The organism is Acidovorax sp. Root568, assembly GCF_001427445.1.
Lineage (GTDB): Bacteria > Pseudomonadota > Gammaproteobacteria > Burkholderiales > Burkholderiaceae_C > Acidovorax > Acidovorax delafieldii.
In genome coordinates, this window is the sequence record NZ_LMGP01000002.1 from 43,689 (window position 1) to 59,693 (window position 16,005).

The following is a 16,005-nucleotide window of genomic DNA, read 5'->3' on the forward strand; positions in this document are numbered from 1 at the left end:
CAAAAGCGGCGGATGCGCTAGTGGAATATGCGCAAGCAGCTATTAATTACATAGCAAATAGCCACCCACCGCGCGCGCCCTCCACGAGGCGGGTCACGCCTTCTCAGACGTTGATGGCCGCTGCCGACCCGGCCTGCTTGCGCAGCTCAAACTTCTGGATCTTGCCGGTGCTGGTCTTGGGCAGCTCCCCAAACACCACGGCGCGTGGCACCTTGAAGCCGGCCAGGTGCTTCTTGCAGTGCGCCACGATGTCTTCGGGCGTGGTCTGCGCTCCGGCCTTCAGCTCGACAAACGCGCAGGGCGTCTCGCCCCACTTGGGGTCGGGCTTGGCCACCACGGCAGCGGCCAGCACGTCGGGGTGGCGGTAGAGCACGTCTTCGACCTCGATGGACGAGATGTTCTCGCCACCCGAGATGATGATGTCCTTGCTGCGGTCCTTGATCTTGATGTAGCCGTCGGGGTACTGCACGGCCAGGTCGCCGCTGTGGAACCAGCCGCCCGCAAAGGCCTCGTCGGTGGCCTTGGGGTTCTTGAGGTAGCCCTTCATGGCGATGTTGCCCTTGAACATGATCTCGCCCATGGTTTCGCCGTCCTGCGGCACGGGTTGCATGGTCTCGGGGTCGAGCACGCGCACGTCGCGCTCCAGGTGGTAGCGCACGCCCTGGCGGGCGTTGAGGCGGGCGCGCTCGCCGATGTCCAGGGCATCCCAGGCCTCGTGTTTGGCGCACACTGTGGCCGGGCCGTACACCTCGGTCAGGCCGTACACATGGGTCAGATCAAACCCCATTTTTTCCATGCCTTCGATCATCGACGCTGGTGGCGCTGCGCCCGCCACCATGGCCTTGACGCCGGATGGCACACCCGCCTTCATCGCCTCGGGCGCGTTGACCAGCAGCCCGTGCACGATGGGCGCACCGCAGTAATGCGTGACGCCGTGCGTGCGAATGGCGTCGAAGATGGCCTGCGCGTCCACCCGGCGCAGGCACACGTTGACACCCGCACGCGCCGCAACGGTCCAGGGAAAGCACCAGCCGTTGCAGTGGAACATGGGCAGCGTCCACAGGTACACCGCGTGTTTGGGCATGTCCCACTCCAGCACGTTGCTGATGGCGTTGGTGGCGGCGCCCCGGTGGTGGTAGACCACGCCCTTGGGGTTGCCCGTGGTGCCGCTGGTGTAGTTCAGCGCAATCGCATCCCACTCGTCGGCGGGCAGGCTCCAGGCAAAGGCCGCATCGCCGCTGGCCACAAAGGCTTCGTAGTCGGTGCCTCCCAGGCTTTGAACGGCGGGGCCATAAAGCGCGTCCTGCACCTCGATCACGCGGATGGGCGTGGTGCCCGTGCGCAGGGCCAGTGCCTTGGCCATGGTGCCGGTGAACTCCGGGTCCACGATCACGGCCTTGGCCTCGCCGTGGTCGAGCATGAAGGCGATGGCCTCCGGGTCGAGCCGGGTGTTGAGGGTGTTGAGCACCGCGCCCGCCATGGGCACGCCAAAGTGCGCCTCCACCATCGGCGGCGTGTTGGGCAGCATCACGGCCACGGTGTCGTTCTTGCCGATGCCGGCCTGGGTCAGCGCGCTGGCCAGCTGGCGGCAGCGCGCGTAGGTCTGGGCCCAGGTCTGGCGCAGCGTGCCGTGCACGATGGCCAGGCGGTCGGGGTAGACCTCGGCCGTGCGTTCGATGAACGACAGGGGCGACAGGGCGGCAAAGTTGGCTTCGTTGCGGGGCAGGTGCTGGTCAAAGATGGAGGTCATGGGTCGGGGCAAGAAGGTGAACTACACACAGCCTAGCGCCGCAGGCTGACACGAAAGCAACACGGGCCGGCGCAGGCGCGGTGTGGACTGCGGTGCGCAGCCTCACAGCCTTCGCTTGTGGCTCTGCTTGATGCGGTACATGGCCGCGTCGGCGCTGGCCATGAGTGTGCGCGCATCCTGCGCGTCGCGGGGAAACAGGCTCAGGCCGATGCTGGCGCGCACGGCCAGGGGCTCGCCGTCGATGTCCAGCGGTGGCTCGAACGCGTGCTGCAGCTTGGTCACGATCTGCAGCGCAGCCTCTTCGGAATCCACGTTTTCGCACAGCACCGTGAACTCGTCCCCGGCGAGCCGGGCCACGGTGTCCACCTGGCGCACAGCGCCGACGATGGTGCGGGCCACCGCCTGCAGCACCAGGTCGCCCACGGCATGCCCGCGCGTGTCATTGATGGCCTTGAAGTCGTCCAGATCCACGAACAGCAGGGCACAGCTGCGGCCGCTGCGGCGCGACAGCTCCAGCACCTGGGCCAGGCGCTGCTCGAACATGCGGCGGTTGGGCAGGCCGGTGAGTGCGTCGTGGTGCGCCAGGTGGGCCATGGCGTCACGGCTCAGGTTCAGTTCGGCCAGCTGGCGGCTGATCTGCTGCTCCATGTCCTGGAAGCTGCGGGCCAGCTCGCCCACCTCGTCGCCCCGGTGCACCGGCAGCGCGCCGTGGGCCTCCCCGCGTGAAAACGCCTGCGCCGCCTTCACCATGGCCTGCAGCGGCTGGGTCACCAGGCGCGATACCCCGGCCGCCAGGGCCACACCCACCACGCTGAGCACCAGCAGGATCTTGAGGATGCTGCGGCCCAGGTCCAGCACCTCGCCCTGCACCACGGCCAGCGGCTGCGAGAGCCCTACGACCATGAAACGCCCCTCGTCCGCGTTGCCAAAGGGCATGCGCACAAAGGCAAAGACGCGCGCCTCCTCGTCGTCGGTGCCGGACTGGCTGAGTACCGCCTCTTCGGCACGGCCATCGACGAGCGCGGCCACCTGCGGGAACGACTCCTGGATCAGGATGCGCTGGCCCCGGTCAAAGCCGAAGGTCTGCGTGGCATCCGGATGCACCAGAAAGTCACCCCAGCGGTTGCTCAGATAAAACCCGTAAGGGGTCGGCAGCGCCGCGTTGAAGTTGTGCAGGAACGGCGCGGCCGCCACCCGCACCACCACCACGCCCCGCAGCTGGCCCCCCTGCACCACAGGCGACGCCATGTTGAACACGGGCACGGCCGCCTCCTGCGCGGCGTCTTCATGGTTGATGCCGAACTCGGACACATACACCTCCCCATCGGGCAGGCTGAGGGCCTCGAACACAAACGGAAAGTGCGACTTCTCCTGCAGCTGGTCATCGGGCACGCGCACCAGCTTGTCGCCCTGGCGGTCGATGCGCACCAGCTCCAGCCCGTAGTCGCTGGCGCTGATGAAGCGGATCTGCAAATAGGCGGGATGGGCCTGCAGGTTGGCCTTGAACAGGTCGGCCAGCCGTCCCTGGTCTTGTTCGACGGCAGCGGCGTCGGCCAGAAAGGCCGTGTCGCGCGCCACCGTGCCAAAGCCCGCCTGCATGTGGCGCGCCAGCACCTGCGTGGTGGCCAGCAGCGAGCGCTCGGCCCGCCCCTGCAGGCGTTCGCGGCTCGAGTCAAAGGTGTAGTAGCCCGCCAGAATGGCCGCGAACACACTGAACGAGGCCAGCAGGGCCCCCAGCCTCAGCGCGATGCTCCATTTCACGCGTGCCATCGGTCAGAACCGGTTGGGTCGATCGCCCGACACGATGCGTTGCCAGAGGCGGGCGCGCAGGGCTTCGTCTTCCACCGGCTCCAGCCACACGATGGGGCCCATGGTCCCCCCGGGCACATCACCCGCCAGCGCTGGTGGCTCGTCCAGGGTGTTGGCCAGCCCTTGGCGCCGCGTGAACTCGCGGCTCACGGCCGGGTCGAGCATGTAGTTGATCCACTCGGCAGCCAGCGCCACCTGGGTGGAGCGGCGGGTGATGGCCCAGCAGTCCAGCCAGGCGAGCGCGCCCTCCTTGGGCACCACGTAGCCCACATCCAGCCCCGCATCGCGCAGCTGCTTGAGCTGCTGCTGGCCGTAGTTGGCGTGCATTACCGCCACCTTGTGCTTGCGAAACAGCTCCACCGACTCCTCGGGCAGGCTGTAGAACGACCGCACATTGCGCCGCAGGGCCACCAGGTCCTTGGCCAGCGGGCTGAAACGGGCGGGGTCGATGCGAAAAGGCGGCAGGCCCCGGCGCATGGCGGCCAGCGAAAACCCGTGGCTGCTGCCGTCAAACGCCAGCACCTTGCCCTGCCAGCGCGGGTCCCACAGCACGGCGATCGACTGCGGTGGCGTGCTGAACTGCTGGCGGTCGTACACCAGCCCCATCTCGGAGTAGGTGAAGGGCATGGCATAGACCTCGCCCCGCCAGCCAATGCCCGAGATGGTGTGCAGCTGGCGAAACCGGGGCAGCTGCCCTGCGGTGTTGCGAATGTTGCCGAGCGGCAACGGCGCGAGCTTGTCATGGAGGATCAGCCGCGCAATCTCCGCCGTGTTGGCAGCCACCAGGTCAAAACCCGGCCCGTCGGTGCTGTCCATCTTGGCACGCAAGACGTCGTCCGACGCCACGATGGTGATCTCCACCTTGACCCCATGGCGCTTCTCGAACACTGCGACAAAGTCCGGGTCGGCATAACCCGGCCAGGCCAGCACCCTGAGGACCGTCGCGGCCTGCGAGGCCCCCGGCAGCCATGCGAGCCCCGCCAGCGCGAACAGCAGCACGGGCAGGCTGGCGCGCCACCCGTGCAGCGCCCTACCCGCCAACGCCCACCCACATGCCGCGAACCCCATGCCAAAAGCCTTTCCAGCAATAACTGGTTACAAAGAGTTTACGCGGACAATAGGGCGCGTGACGATCCCTCAGTCTTTCATTCAGGAACTGCTCACCCGTGTGGACGTGGTGGACATCGTGGGGCGCTACGTCCAGCTGAAAAAAGGTGGCGCCAATTTCATGGGGCTGTGCCCCTTTCACGGAGAGAAGTCTCCCTCTTTCAGCGTCAGCCCCGCCAAGCAGTTCTATCACTGCTTTGGCTGCGGCAAGAACGGCAATGCCATCAGCTTTCTGATGGACCACGCGGGCATGGGGTTTGTCGAGGCCGTCCAGGACCTGGCCCAGAGCGTGGGCCTGCAGGTGCCCGATGACGACATCTCCCCGCAAGAAAAGGAACGTGCCGCCGCGGCGCGCCAAAAGCAGGCCACGCTGAACGAGGTGCTGGAGAAAGCCGCGGACGCCTACCGCCGCCACCTGCGCGAGTCGCAGCGCGCCATTGGCTACTTCAAGGGCCGGGGCGTCTCGGGCGCGGTGGCCAAGCGCTATGGCCTGGGCTACGCCCCCGAGGGCTGGCGCAGCCTGGCCAGCGTGTTCCCGAGCTACGACGACCCGCTGTTGGAAGAAAGCGGCCTGGTCATCGTCAACGACGAAGATGGCGGCAAGCGCTACGACCGGTTCCGCGACCGGGTGATGTTCCCCATCCGCAACGTCAAAGGGGAATACATCGGCTTTGGCGGCCGGGTGCTGGGCGACGACAAGCCCAAGTACCTCAACTCCCCCGAAACCCCGGTGTTCCACAAGGGGCGCGAGCTGTACGGCCTGTTCGAGGCCCGCACGCCCATCCGGGAGGCGGGCTACGCGCTGGTCACCGAGGGCTATATGGACGTGGTGGCCCTGGCGCAGCTGGGTTTTCCGAATGCGGTGGCCACACTGGGCACGGCGTGCACGCCAGAGCATGTGCAAAAGCTGCTGCGGTTTACCGACGCGGTGGTGTTCAGCTTTGACGGCGACAACGCCGGGCGGCGCGCCGCGCGCAAGGCCCTGGACGGCGCCCTGCCCCACGCTACCGACACGCGCAGCATCAAGTTTCTGTTCCTGCCCGCAGAGCACGACCCGGACAGCTTCATCCGCGACCATGGCACCGACGCCTTTGCGCGCCACGTGAGCGACGCCATGCCGCTGAGCCGCTTCCTGGTCGAATCGGCCAGCGAGGGCTGCGATCTGGCCACCGCCGAAGGACGTGCCCACATGGCCAGCAATGCACGCCCGCTGTGGACGGCGCTGCCCGACGGCGTGCTCAAGCGCCAGCTGCTGGGCGAGCTGGCCGAGCTGACCCAGCTCAATGCCCGCGACCTGTCCGACCTGTGGGGCCAGGCCGCCGCCCGCGACGGCCTGCGCGCTGCACACAATGCCCCCCCGCAGCGCCACCCGCCCCGTACCGCCCCCGATGACGCCCCCAGTTGGGATGCCCCGCCCGACACCGATGGCTGGCAACCCCACAGCGAGTCGACAGGCACGGCCTACGACCCCGGGTACGGCAGTTACGGGAACCAGGGAGGCTACGGAGGCCAAAATGGCTATGGCAGCGGCGGCAAGCCCCCGTTCCGCAAGGGGGGCGACTGGAAAAGCGGCGGGGGCTGGAAAAAACGCGACAAGGACGCTCCCTGGCCGCCCCAGCCCCGTTTGCCCCGCACGCCGGCCATGGGCCGGGCGGACCATGCGGCGCGGCTGCTGCTGTCTCACATGGCGTTTCTGGAAGAGCTGACGCACGAGGACCACACCACACTGGCGGCCCAGCCTGCGCCCCATGGGCCACTGTTTGCGTGGCTGGAGGCGCAGTTCCACGAACATGGCCCCCTGGCCTGGGCCGTGCTGCGCGAAAGCCTGCGCGATCACGAGTGCGAAGAGCTGGCCGTCAAGGTGATGACCGGCTCGCATGCGCAGACCGAGGGCGAACTGCACGAATTGCGGCTGGAGCTGCGCGACCTGCTCACCCGCATGCAGATCGAAGACATCAAGGAGCAGCAAAAAGTGCTGGTGCTGCAGGTGGCACAAGACCCCTCTGCCCTGGAGCGCTACCGGGCGCTGGCCGAAAAGCGCAAGGAACTGGAGCAAATAGCGCCAAAAACCACTTGAATAGGGTCTGGGCGGTATAATATAAGGTTAGTTATTGGCAAGAGCGACAGCAGCACCTCCGAGCCGGGCCACCGTGACAAACGCGCACCTATGCGCTGATGGGCCCACTTATCGCAAGGACTGCACACCAAATGATCGCCCAGACATCTTGCCGCTGAGGGTGTCCCCTCCAGGCGCAAAGCCCTCGTTGCTTTGCGTTGCCACCCGCGCCGGGATCTGAGGCGCTTGCGTTTTCTTTGTGTCCGTTTTTGATTCTGAGGTTGCTCCATGCCCGCTCAAAAGTCCGCGAAGTCGCCCAAGTCTGCCTCAGGCACCGCCGCAAAGGCTGTCTCCAAAACCGCGGCCAAAGCGCCGGCCAAGGCGGCCCCCAAAAAGGCCGCTGCCGCCGCGCCCGCCCCGGTCGCCAAGAAAGTGAAAACTGTGCCCGTGAAAAGTACCGCCGAGCTGATCAAAGCTGCCGATGAGTTGCTGAAGAAGAAACCTGCCCGCGCCAAGGCCGTCGCCGCAGCCGCCGACGACGAAGAAGCACCCAAGAAAAAGCCTGGCCGCCCCGCCAAGGCCGCTGGTGCTGCCGAAGCCAAGGCCCCCGCCAAGCGTGGCCGCAAGCCCAAGGCAGCCGCCGGTGGCGATGAGAGCGTGGACGATACCGACCTGTCGGACATCGAGGCCGATCTCGAAGGCGAGATCGAAGAGACCCCCGAGGCAGCCGCCACGGTCGAGAAGGTCAAGCCCCTGCGCATGAAGATCAGCAAGGCCAAGGAACGCGCCTTGATGAAGGAATTCGGCCTGGACGAAACCGTCCTGTCCGAAGAGGACATGCAAAAGCGCCGCCAGCGCCTGAAGGCCCTGATCAAGCTGGGCAAGACCCGCGGCTACCTCACGCACGTGGAAATCAACGACCACTTGCCCGACAAGCTGGTCGATGCCGAAACCCTCGAAGCCGTCATCACCACCCTGAACGACCTGGGCGTGGCGGTGTACGAGCAGACGCCCGATGCCGAAGCGCTGATCATCACGGACAACGCTCCCGCTGGCGCCACCGAGGAAGAAGCCGAAGAAGCCGCCGAAGCCGCGCTGTCCACCGTGGACTCGGAATTCGGCCGTACCACCGACCCCGTGCGCATGTACATGCGCGAAATGGGCACCGTGGAGCTGCTGACCCGCGAAGGCGAAATCGAAATCGCCAAGCGCATCGAAGGCGGCCTGATGGCCATGATGGAGGCGATCAGCGCATCGCCCGCCACCATCGCCGAGATCCTCAACATGGGCGAGGAGATCCGCGAGGGCAAGGTCGTCATCTCGACCATCGTGGACGGCTTCTCCAACCCCAACGAGGCCGACGACTATGTGGCCGAAGAAGACTTCGACGAGTTCGACGAGGCCGATGACGACGACGGCAAGGGCGGCTCCAAGGCGCTGACCAAGAAGCTGGAAGAACTCAAGAAGCAGGCACTGGAGCGCTTCGACAAGCTGCGCGAGCTGTTCGAAAAAGTGCACAAGGTCTACGACAAGGAAGGCTACGGCACGCCCGCCTATGTCAAAGCACAAGCCGCTTTGTCGGCCGAGCTGATGACCATCCGCTTCACCGCCAAGACCATCGAGAAGCTGTGCGACATGGTGCGCGGCCAGGTGGACGACGTGCGCAAGAAGGAACGCGAGCTGCGCCGCATCATCGTGGACAAGTGCGGCATGCCCCAGGAGACCTTCATCAAGGACTTCCCGCCCAACCTGCTGAACCTGCAATGGGTCGAGAAGCAGGCCACCGCCGGCAAGCCCTGGTCGGCCGTGATCGCGCGCAACATCCCGCCCATCCAGGACCTGCAGCAAAAGCTGATCGACCTGCAGTCGCGCGTGGTCGTGCCGTTGGCCGAGCTCAAAGGCATCAACAAGCGCATGAACGAAGGTGAAGCCACCTCGCGCGATGCCAAGAAGGAAATGATCGAGGCCAACCTGCGCCTCGTGATCTCGATCGCCAAGAAGTACACCAACCGTGGCCTCCAATTCCTCGACTTGATCCAGGAAGGCAACATCGGCCTGATGAAGGCGGTGGACAAGTTCGAATACCGCCGGGGCTACAAGTTCTCGACGTACGCCACCTGGTGGATTCGCCAGGCCATCACCCGCTCGATCGCCGACCAGGCGCGCACCATCCGTATCCCGGTGCACATGATCGAGACGATCAACAAGATGAACCGCATCAGCCGCCAGCACTTGCAAGAGTTTGGTTTCGAGCCCGATGCGTCCATCCTGGCGGCCAAGATGGAGATCCCCGAGGACAAGATCCGCAAGATCATGAAGATCGCCAAGGAGCCGATCTCCATGGAAACGCCGATCGGCGACGACGACGACAGCCACCTGGGCGACTTCATCGAGGACGGTGCCAACACCGCGCCTATCGAAGCCGCCATGCAGGCCGGCCTGCGCGACGTGGTCAAGGACATCCTGGACGGCCTCACGCCGCGCGAAGCCAAGGTGCTGCGCATGCGCTTCGGTATCGAGATGACCAGCGACCACACGCTGGAAGAAGTGGGCAAGCAATTCGACGTGACCCGCGAGCGCATTCGCCAAATAGAAGCCAAGGCGCTGCGCAAGCTCAAGCACCCCAGCCGCTCTGACAAGCTGCGCAGCTTCATCGACTCGCTGTAAGCCTCGCGACCCAGCCTTTACTGGATCCAACGCCCTGCCCCGCACCTGCGGCGCAGGGCGTTTTTCATGGTGCGCTGATCGGCGCACCGCTCTGCACGGGGCCATAAACCCCGTGTTTACCCTGATGCCAGCGACAGCAGACTGACAGCTTGGCTGGCGACCATTGCGCGCAGCCCAGGTGGTGCGCAGGTCCCTTCCCTGTGCATGCCGCCACAGGCTGACTGCGTTGCTTCGGCGTGGCAACGCGCAAGCAACCCAGTCAGGGCGCTCCCGCAGCGGCCTGAGATCTGGTTCCCGACGCCCTTCCTGCCTTCCCTCTTGTCAAAGGACTTTCCATGTCTGCAGCCATCGACCGCCGCCGTGCCCTTGCCCAATCCGTTGCGACCGCCCTGGCCTGGACTGCGCTCGGCCCCTCCGCCTGGGCGCAGAGCGCTGCGACAGCAGCCCGTCCTGCCCCTGCAGCCGCCAAGCCTGCCAAGCTGGCGGGCGCCGTGCGCATCGTGATCCCTGCCAATGCCGGTGGCGGCTGGGACCAGACAGGCCGAGCCCTCGGAGCAGCCATGGTCGCAGCCGGCGCTGCGGACCAGGTGGAATACGAAAACATCGGTGGCAAGGGCGGCACCATCGGCCTGGCCAAATACGCCGAAAAGTACAGCAACGACCCCAACACGCTGCTGATGGGTGGCATGGTGATGGTGGGCGCAGTTGCGCTGCAAAAGCCTGCAGTGGACATGACACAGATCCAGCCCCTGGCGCGACTCACCAGCGACTACCTGGTGGCCGCAGTGGCCGCCAACTCGCCCATCAAGACCACCAAGGACCTCGCCGATGCGCTGCGCGCCGACCTCAAGACCGTGCCGATTGCCGGCGGTTCGGCCGGTGGTGTGGACCACATCTATGCAGGCGTGCTGGCCCGCGCCGCCAAGGCCAACCCGGAGGGGCTGGTCTACAAGCCCTTCCCTGGCGGTGCCGAGGTGGTCGAGGCCGTGCTGTCGGGCAACGCGGCCCTGGGTTTGTCGGGCTACAGCGAGTTCAACGATGCCATTGCCAGCGGCAAGCTGCGCGCCGTGGGCGTGTCGTCGCGCCGCAGCGTCTTTGGCCTGCCGTCGTTCCGCGAACAAGGGCTGGATGCCGTGATGGCGAACTGGCGCGGTGTGTTCACCGGCAAGGGCGTGTCCGCCGCACGCACGGCGGAGATGCTGGCCGCCGTCGAGGCCGCCACCCGCCACGAATCCTGGCTGCGCACGCTCAAGCAGAACCGGTGGGAACCCTCTTGGCTCACCGGCAAGGATTTGGCAGAGTTCATGGAACTGGACCTCACAACCGCCCGCGTGATGGTGTACCTGCTCAAGCTGAAGGCCTGAGAAGGTCTGAACACCCCCGCCGCAAGCGCCTCTGAGCACCAGCCGACCGGCCCGCTGCAGAACCTTTGGAGCCTCTGATGAAAATGTCCAACTACTCCATCGGCGCACGCATGGCCACGGCCCTGGGCCTGGTGCTGGCCCTGCTGCTGGGGGCCGCGCTGTTCGGCATTGCGGCTCTGTACCAAACGCTCGGCACCTACGACACCACGGTGCAACAGCGCGTAGCGCAGGAGCGCGCCGTGAGCCGCATGGAAAGCGAGTTCAAGACCCAGGTGCTGGAGTGGAAGAACACCCTGCTGCGGGGCGAGGACTCGCGCAAGCGCGAGTTGCACTGGAACGCCTTCCAGGCCAGTGAAAAACGGGTGGCCGATGCGGCCAAGGCGCTGGAGCCCCAGCTGACCGACGCGCAGGAAAAGGCGGCGCTGCAAAAGTTCACCCAGGCCCACGCCCAGATGGCGCAGGGCTACCGCAAGGGCTTTGAGGTGTTCCAGTCGCTGGGCTTTGTGCCCTCGGCGGGTGATGCGGACGTGGCCGACATCGACCAGGGCCCGGCCAAGCTGCTCACCGAGCTGAGCCAGCAGGTGGCCGCCAGCAGTGCGGCCATCGCCCAGGAGGCTGCGCAGGACGCCCGGCGCGCACTGTTCAGCAGCCTGGTGGCACTTGCACTGGTCACGGCGCTGGGCGCCTGCGCGGGCTGGCTGCTCACCCGCTCGGTGGTGCGCCCCCTGGGAGTGGCAGTGTCGGTAGCGCACAAGGTGGCGGCGGGCGATCTCACCACCCGCATCGAGGTGGAGGGCAAGGATGAACCTGCGCGCCTGCTGGAGGCGTTGCGCGCCATGCAGGACAACCTGGAAAACGTGGTCTCTGGCGTGCGCAGCAATGCCGAGGGCGTGGCCAGCGCCAGTGCCGAAATTGCGCAGGGCAATGCCGACCTGAGCATGCGCACCGAAGAGCAGGCATCGTCGCTGGACGAAACCACCTCGTCGATGCAGCAGCTGCAATCCACGGTGCAGCAGAACGCCTCCAACGCCCAGCGCGCGAACGAGCTGGCGCGCAACGGCGCCACTGTGGCGCAGCGGGGGGGTGACGTGGTCACGCAGATGGTGGAGGTGGTGCAGGGCATCCAGGACAGCTCGCGCCGCATTGCCGACATCATTGGCGTCATCGACGGCATCGCATTCCAGACCAACATCCTCGCGCTCAATGCCGCCGTCGAGGCCGCGCGCGCCGGTGAACAGGGCCGGGGCTTTGCCGTGGTGGCCAGCGAGGTGCGCAACCTCGCCACCCGCAGCGCCAGCGCCGCACGGGAGATCAAGCAGCTCATCCAGACCAGCGTGGAGCGCGTGCAGGCCGGCTCGGATCTGGCGCGCAATGCAGGCACCACCATGGCCGAGGTGGTGTCGTCCATCCAGGGTGTGAGCGCGCTGATGGAAGAGATCAGCCAGGCCAGCGCCGCACAGACCAGCGACATGCTGCGCGTGACGCAGGCCATCGTGCGCATGGACGAGGCGACACAGCAGAACGCCGCCCTGGTCGAAGAAAGCGCCGCTGCCGCAGGCAGCCTGAGCGGGCAAGCGCAGCAACTGGTGGAGGCCGTGGAGGTGTTCCGCCTGCGCAACGCCCATCCCGCCCACCCCGCGCTCCCCGCGCCGCGCGCCTGACGCGGGTTGCCGCAAGGCAGTTGTGCATCACGCCGCCCCCGCGATGGCACCGCAGCCCTGCGGGCGCAGGGCCACGGCGGCCATGCAAATGCTATCAATAAGATAGCTGCTCAGGCATATTGCACTAGCGCAATCGCCCGAAAACCCTCAAAGCCTGCCTGTTGCTGCGCGAAAACACGCTGCAGGCAGACCCCTGCGCTGCGTCAGTCGATCTTCACGTTCGCGTTCTTCACCACCTGCGCCATGCGCACTGCTTCGCTGCGGAAGAAGGCGGCGGCCGGCTCGGGCGGCGTGAGCTTGATCTCGTAGCCCTGCGCAATCAGCGCATCACGGGCCTCGGGCATCTCCATGGCGGCCTTGAAGCCGCTGTACAGCCGCGCCAGCTCGGCCTTGGGCAGGCCCGCAGGCGCCACAGGGGCGATCCACCCGTCCAGCTCATAGCCCGGCAGGCCTTGCTCGGCCATGGTGGGTACGCCCGGCAGTGCCGCCACGCGGGTGGCCGTGGTCACCCCCAGGGCCCGCAAGGCGCCTGCCTTGATGTGCGCAGCCGCCGGTGCCACGGCCACCACCCCCAGCTGCACCTGCCCGCCCAGGATGTCGTTCATCAGCGGGCCCATGCCCCGGTAGGGGATGTGCTTGATGTCGATCTTGGCCTGGTCCACGAACATGGCCGCGCCCAGGTGCAGGATGGTGCCGTTGCCCGACGAGCCATAATTGAGCACGCCGGGTTTGGACTTGGCCAGCGCGATCAGCTCCTGCACCGTCTTGGCGGGCACCGCAGGGTGCGCGACCAGCACAAACGGCGTGGCACCCAGGATGGTGATGGGGGTGATGTCGGCCAGCGAGTCGAACGGAATGTTCTTGTACACGCTGGGGTTGACCACGTGGTTGTTGGACACCACGCCGATCACCGAGCCGTCCTTGGGTGCGCGCACGATTTGCGTGGTGCCGGTGATGCCACCCGCGCCCGGCAGGTTCTCGATGACCACCGGCTGGCCCAGCGCCTTGGCCAGGCTGGTGCTGATGGCGCGGATGGCGCCGTCGGCCCCCGAGCCCGCCGACAGCGGCAGGATCACGCGCAGCGGCTTGCCGTCACCCTGGGCACGCGCCATGCGGGGCAGGCCCCAGGCTGCGGCGCCCAGCGCGGCCGCGCCGGTGGCCAGCGCCTGGCGGCGCGTGAGCACGCCATGGCGGGCGGGCGCGATGCGGTCCATGTCAAAAGCAGGGGTGGGCTGGGGCACGGTTGTCTCCGGTAGTGGGGTTGGAATCCGGGGCCTGCGGTCTGCGCCGCGTGGGTTGCCCCGGTCGTCAAGGAAAAATCAGGCAATGGCCCCGGTGGCCTGCAGCGCGGTCACTTCATCGGCCGTGTAGCCCAGACCCTGCAGCAGCTCGGCCGTGTGCTGGCCCAGGCGCGGCGGGTCGCAGCGCACATCGAGCCGCTGGCCGTCCATGCGCAGCGGCATCAGCGTGATCTGCGCGGTCTGCCCGGCACGTTCGCCATCGGGCAGCGTGATGTCGGCGAGGCCCCCCGTGGCTTGCAGGTGCGGGTCGTCAAACAGTTCTTCGGGCCGGCGGATGGGTGCAAACGGCAGGCCGTGGCGTTCGAAGATCGCGGCCAGTTCATCGGCCGTGTGCTGCGCCAGCCGCTCGCGCAGCACCGGCATCAGCGTGGGGCGGGCGCGCACGCGGTCGTTGTTGGTGGCCAGGCCGGTGTCGGCCTTCAGATCGGCATAGCCCATGGCGTCGCAGAAGGTCTGCCACTGCGCATCGCTCACGGCGGCCAAAAAGATCTGCCCGCCGTCCTTCACGCTGAACACGTCGTACACGGCCCAGGACGAGATGCGGTCGGGCATGGGCGCGGCCGGTTTTCCGGTGACGGCGTACTGCATCATGTGCTGGCCGACCAGGAACACGTTGTTCTCGAACAGGGCCGAGTCCACCTCCTGCCCGCGCCCGGTGATGCCGCGCTGCATCAGCGCCGCCATCGCACCGATCGCGCCGAACATGCCGCCCATGATGTCGTTCACGCTGCTGCCCGCGCGCAGCGGGTCGCCGGGGCGGCCGGTCATGTAGGCCAGGCCGCCCATCATCTGCACTACCTCGTCCAGCGCCGTGCGGTGCTCGTACGGGCCGGGCAAGAAGCCGGTGTGGTTGACGTAGATGAGGCGCGGGTTGACCTGGCTCAGCGCGGCATAGTCCAGGCCGTATTTGGTCATCACGCCGGGCTTGAAGTTTTGCGCCACCACGTCGGCCGATGCGGCCAGCTTGCGCGCCACCGCCAGGCCCTCGGGGCTGCGCAGGTCGAGCGCAATGCTCTTCTTGTTGCGGTTGAACATGGGGAAGAAGCCCGCGCCCGCGCCCAGCAGGTGGCGGGTGCGGTCGCCGTCCACCGGCTCGACCTTGATGACCTCGGCACCCAGGTCGGCCAGCACCATGCCGCAGGTGGGGCCCATGACCATGTGGGTGAACTCCACCACGCGCAGGCCTTCCAGCGGCAGGCGGGGGGACGAGAGAGGGGCGGATGTGTCGTGCATGTTCAGAGCGTTCAGAAAGGGGTTCAGGCCGTTGCTGCTTCACGCAGCACGGCGGGTGCGGCATTCTGCGGCAGCCCGGCCTGCCAGAGGGTGCCATGCAGGGTCTCGCCCGCCAGCCATCCGGCCACGCGCTGGCGCAGCGCGAGCAGCGCAGTCACATCGATGCCGGTGGCGATGCCCATGCGCTCCAGCATGAACACCAGGTCTTCGGTGGTGACATTGCCGCTGGCGCCCGGCGCGTGCGGGCAGCCGCCGATGCCCGCCAGGCAGGCATCAAAGCGCGTGATGCCTGCCTGCCAGGCGGCATACACATTGGCCAGGCCCATGCCGCGCGTGTCGTGGAAGTGCGCGCAGGCCAGGCGGTCGCCCACCAGCGCCCGCGCTTTGCCAAACAGGCGGGCGACCGCAGCCGGGTCGGCATAGCCCACGGTGTCGGCCAGGCTCACGCGGTCGGCGCCCGCATCCAGCAGCGCCTGCATCAGGCGCAGCACTTCGCTCTCAGCCACCTCGCCCTGTAGGGTGCAGCCAAAGGCCGTGCCCACACCACCTTCGATCAAGGTGCGGCTGCCGCTCGCGTCGCGCAGTGATCGGATACGCGCGACCTCGGCCACCACCTCGTCGGGGGTCTTGCGCAGGTTGGCCAGGCTGTGGGCGTGGCTGGCGGACAGGGGCACGATCATCAGGTCGGCACCCTGCTCCAGCGCGCGCTCGGCGCCTTTGATGTTGGGCACCAGCACTGAGGCCACCAGGCCGGGCAACGTTTTGGCGTGGGCCAGGACCTCGGCCGTGTCGGCCAGCTGGGGCAGCAGCCGGGCGGGCACAAAGGAGCCCACCTCGATCTCGCGCTGGCCGGCGGCGTAGGCAGCGTTGATCCATTCGATCTTGCGCGCGGTGGACACCACCGTGGCGATGCTTTGCAGGCCGTCGCGCAGGCCGACTTCGCGGACGATGGCGCGGGCCACCGGGGGCTGCAGGTCGGATGGGATCGGTGAGGTGTGCACGGGATGTCTCTTTCGGATGGGTCTGGACAAGATTCTAAAAATTCCCGAATGAATCA

At 66.9% G+C, this 16,005-nt stretch carries 10 protein-coding genes; 4 read left to right on the forward strand and 6 right to left on the reverse strand.

Annotated features, from left to right (window positions below):
- Positions 1-103 precede the first annotated feature (103 nt).
- The 3 genes from ASD75_RS03625 to ASD75_RS03635 all read right to left on the reverse strand — a co-directional run bounded on the left by ASD75_RS03625 (position 104) and on the right by ASD75_RS03635 (position 4,558).
- The gene (locus tag ASD75_RS03625) at positions 104-1,750 is read right to left on the reverse strand and encodes an acyl-CoA synthetase (protein WP_056743311.1); all 1,647 of its coding nucleotides are present in this window, start codon (positions 1,748-1,750) and stop codon (positions 104-106) included.
- Positions 1,751-1,852: 102 nt separating this feature from the next.
- Positions 1,853-3,520, reverse strand: a complete 1,668-nt coding sequence (locus ASD75_RS24230; RefSeq protein ID WP_304439937.1) for a diguanylate cyclase domain-containing protein — start codon at positions 3,518-3,520, stop codon at positions 1,853-1,855.
- A gap of 3 nt (positions 3,521-3,523) precedes the next feature.
- Positions 3,524-4,558, reverse strand: a complete 1,035-nt coding sequence (locus ASD75_RS03635) for a PotD/PotF family extracellular solute-binding protein (RefSeq protein WP_056062189.1) — start codon at positions 4,556-4,558, stop codon at positions 3,524-3,526.
- A 127-nt stretch (positions 4,559-4,685) separates the two neighbouring features.
- On the opposite strand from ASD75_RS03635, the gene dnaG reads away from it, so the two are divergent.
- The 4 genes from dnaG to ASD75_RS03655 all read left to right on the forward strand — a co-directional run bounded on the left by dnaG (position 4,686) and on the right by ASD75_RS03655 (position 12,414).
- Positions 4,686-6,743, forward strand: a complete 2,058-nt coding sequence (gene dnaG / locus ASD75_RS03640) for a DNA primase (RefSeq protein WP_056743313.1) — start codon at positions 4,686-4,688, stop codon at positions 6,741-6,743.
- 267 nt (positions 6,744-7,010) lie between these two features.
- Positions 7,011-9,389: an RNA polymerase sigma factor RpoD gene (rpoD, locus tag ASD75_RS03645; protein ID WP_056061911.1), complete on the forward strand. Its 2,379-nt coding sequence runs from the start codon at positions 7,011-7,013 to the stop codon at positions 9,387-9,389.
- A 335-nt stretch (positions 9,390-9,724) separates the two neighbouring features.
- Positions 9,725-10,753 (forward strand): tripartite tricarboxylate transporter substrate binding protein, encoded by a 1,029-nt coding sequence (locus ASD75_RS03650; protein WP_056743315.1) that lies wholly within the window; start codon positions 9,725-9,727, stop codon positions 10,751-10,753.
- Positions 10,754-10,830: 77 nt separating this feature from the next.
- On the forward strand, positions 10,831-12,414 hold the full coding sequence (locus tag ASD75_RS03655; RefSeq protein WP_056743317.1) for a methyl-accepting chemotaxis protein: 1,584 nt from the start codon (positions 10,831-10,833) through the stop codon (positions 12,412-12,414).
- Between the two features lie 203 nt (positions 12,415-12,617).
- On the opposite strand, the gene ASD75_RS03660 is transcribed toward ASD75_RS03655, so the two are convergent.
- The 3 genes from ASD75_RS03660 to ASD75_RS03670 form a co-directional block, all read right to left on the reverse strand.
- Entirely contained in the window at positions 12,618-13,628 is a 1,011-nt protein-coding gene (locus ASD75_RS03660; protein ID WP_056743489.1) for a tripartite tricarboxylate transporter substrate binding protein, read from the reverse strand.
- A gap of 105 nt (positions 13,629-13,733) precedes the next feature.
- Positions 13,734-14,948 carry a CaiB/BaiF CoA-transferase family protein gene (locus tag ASD75_RS03665; protein WP_056743319.1) on the reverse strand — a complete coding sequence of 405 codons (1,215 nt, stop codon included), beginning with the start codon at positions 14,946-14,948 and terminating at the stop codon, positions 13,734-13,736.
- 23 nt (positions 14,949-14,971) lie between these two features.
- Positions 14,972-15,949, reverse strand: coding sequence for a hydroxymethylglutaryl-CoA lyase (locus ASD75_RS03670; protein ID WP_200947557.1), 978 nt, complete (start codon positions 15,947-15,949; stop codon positions 14,972-14,974).
- Positions 15,950-16,005 lie beyond the last annotated feature (56 nt).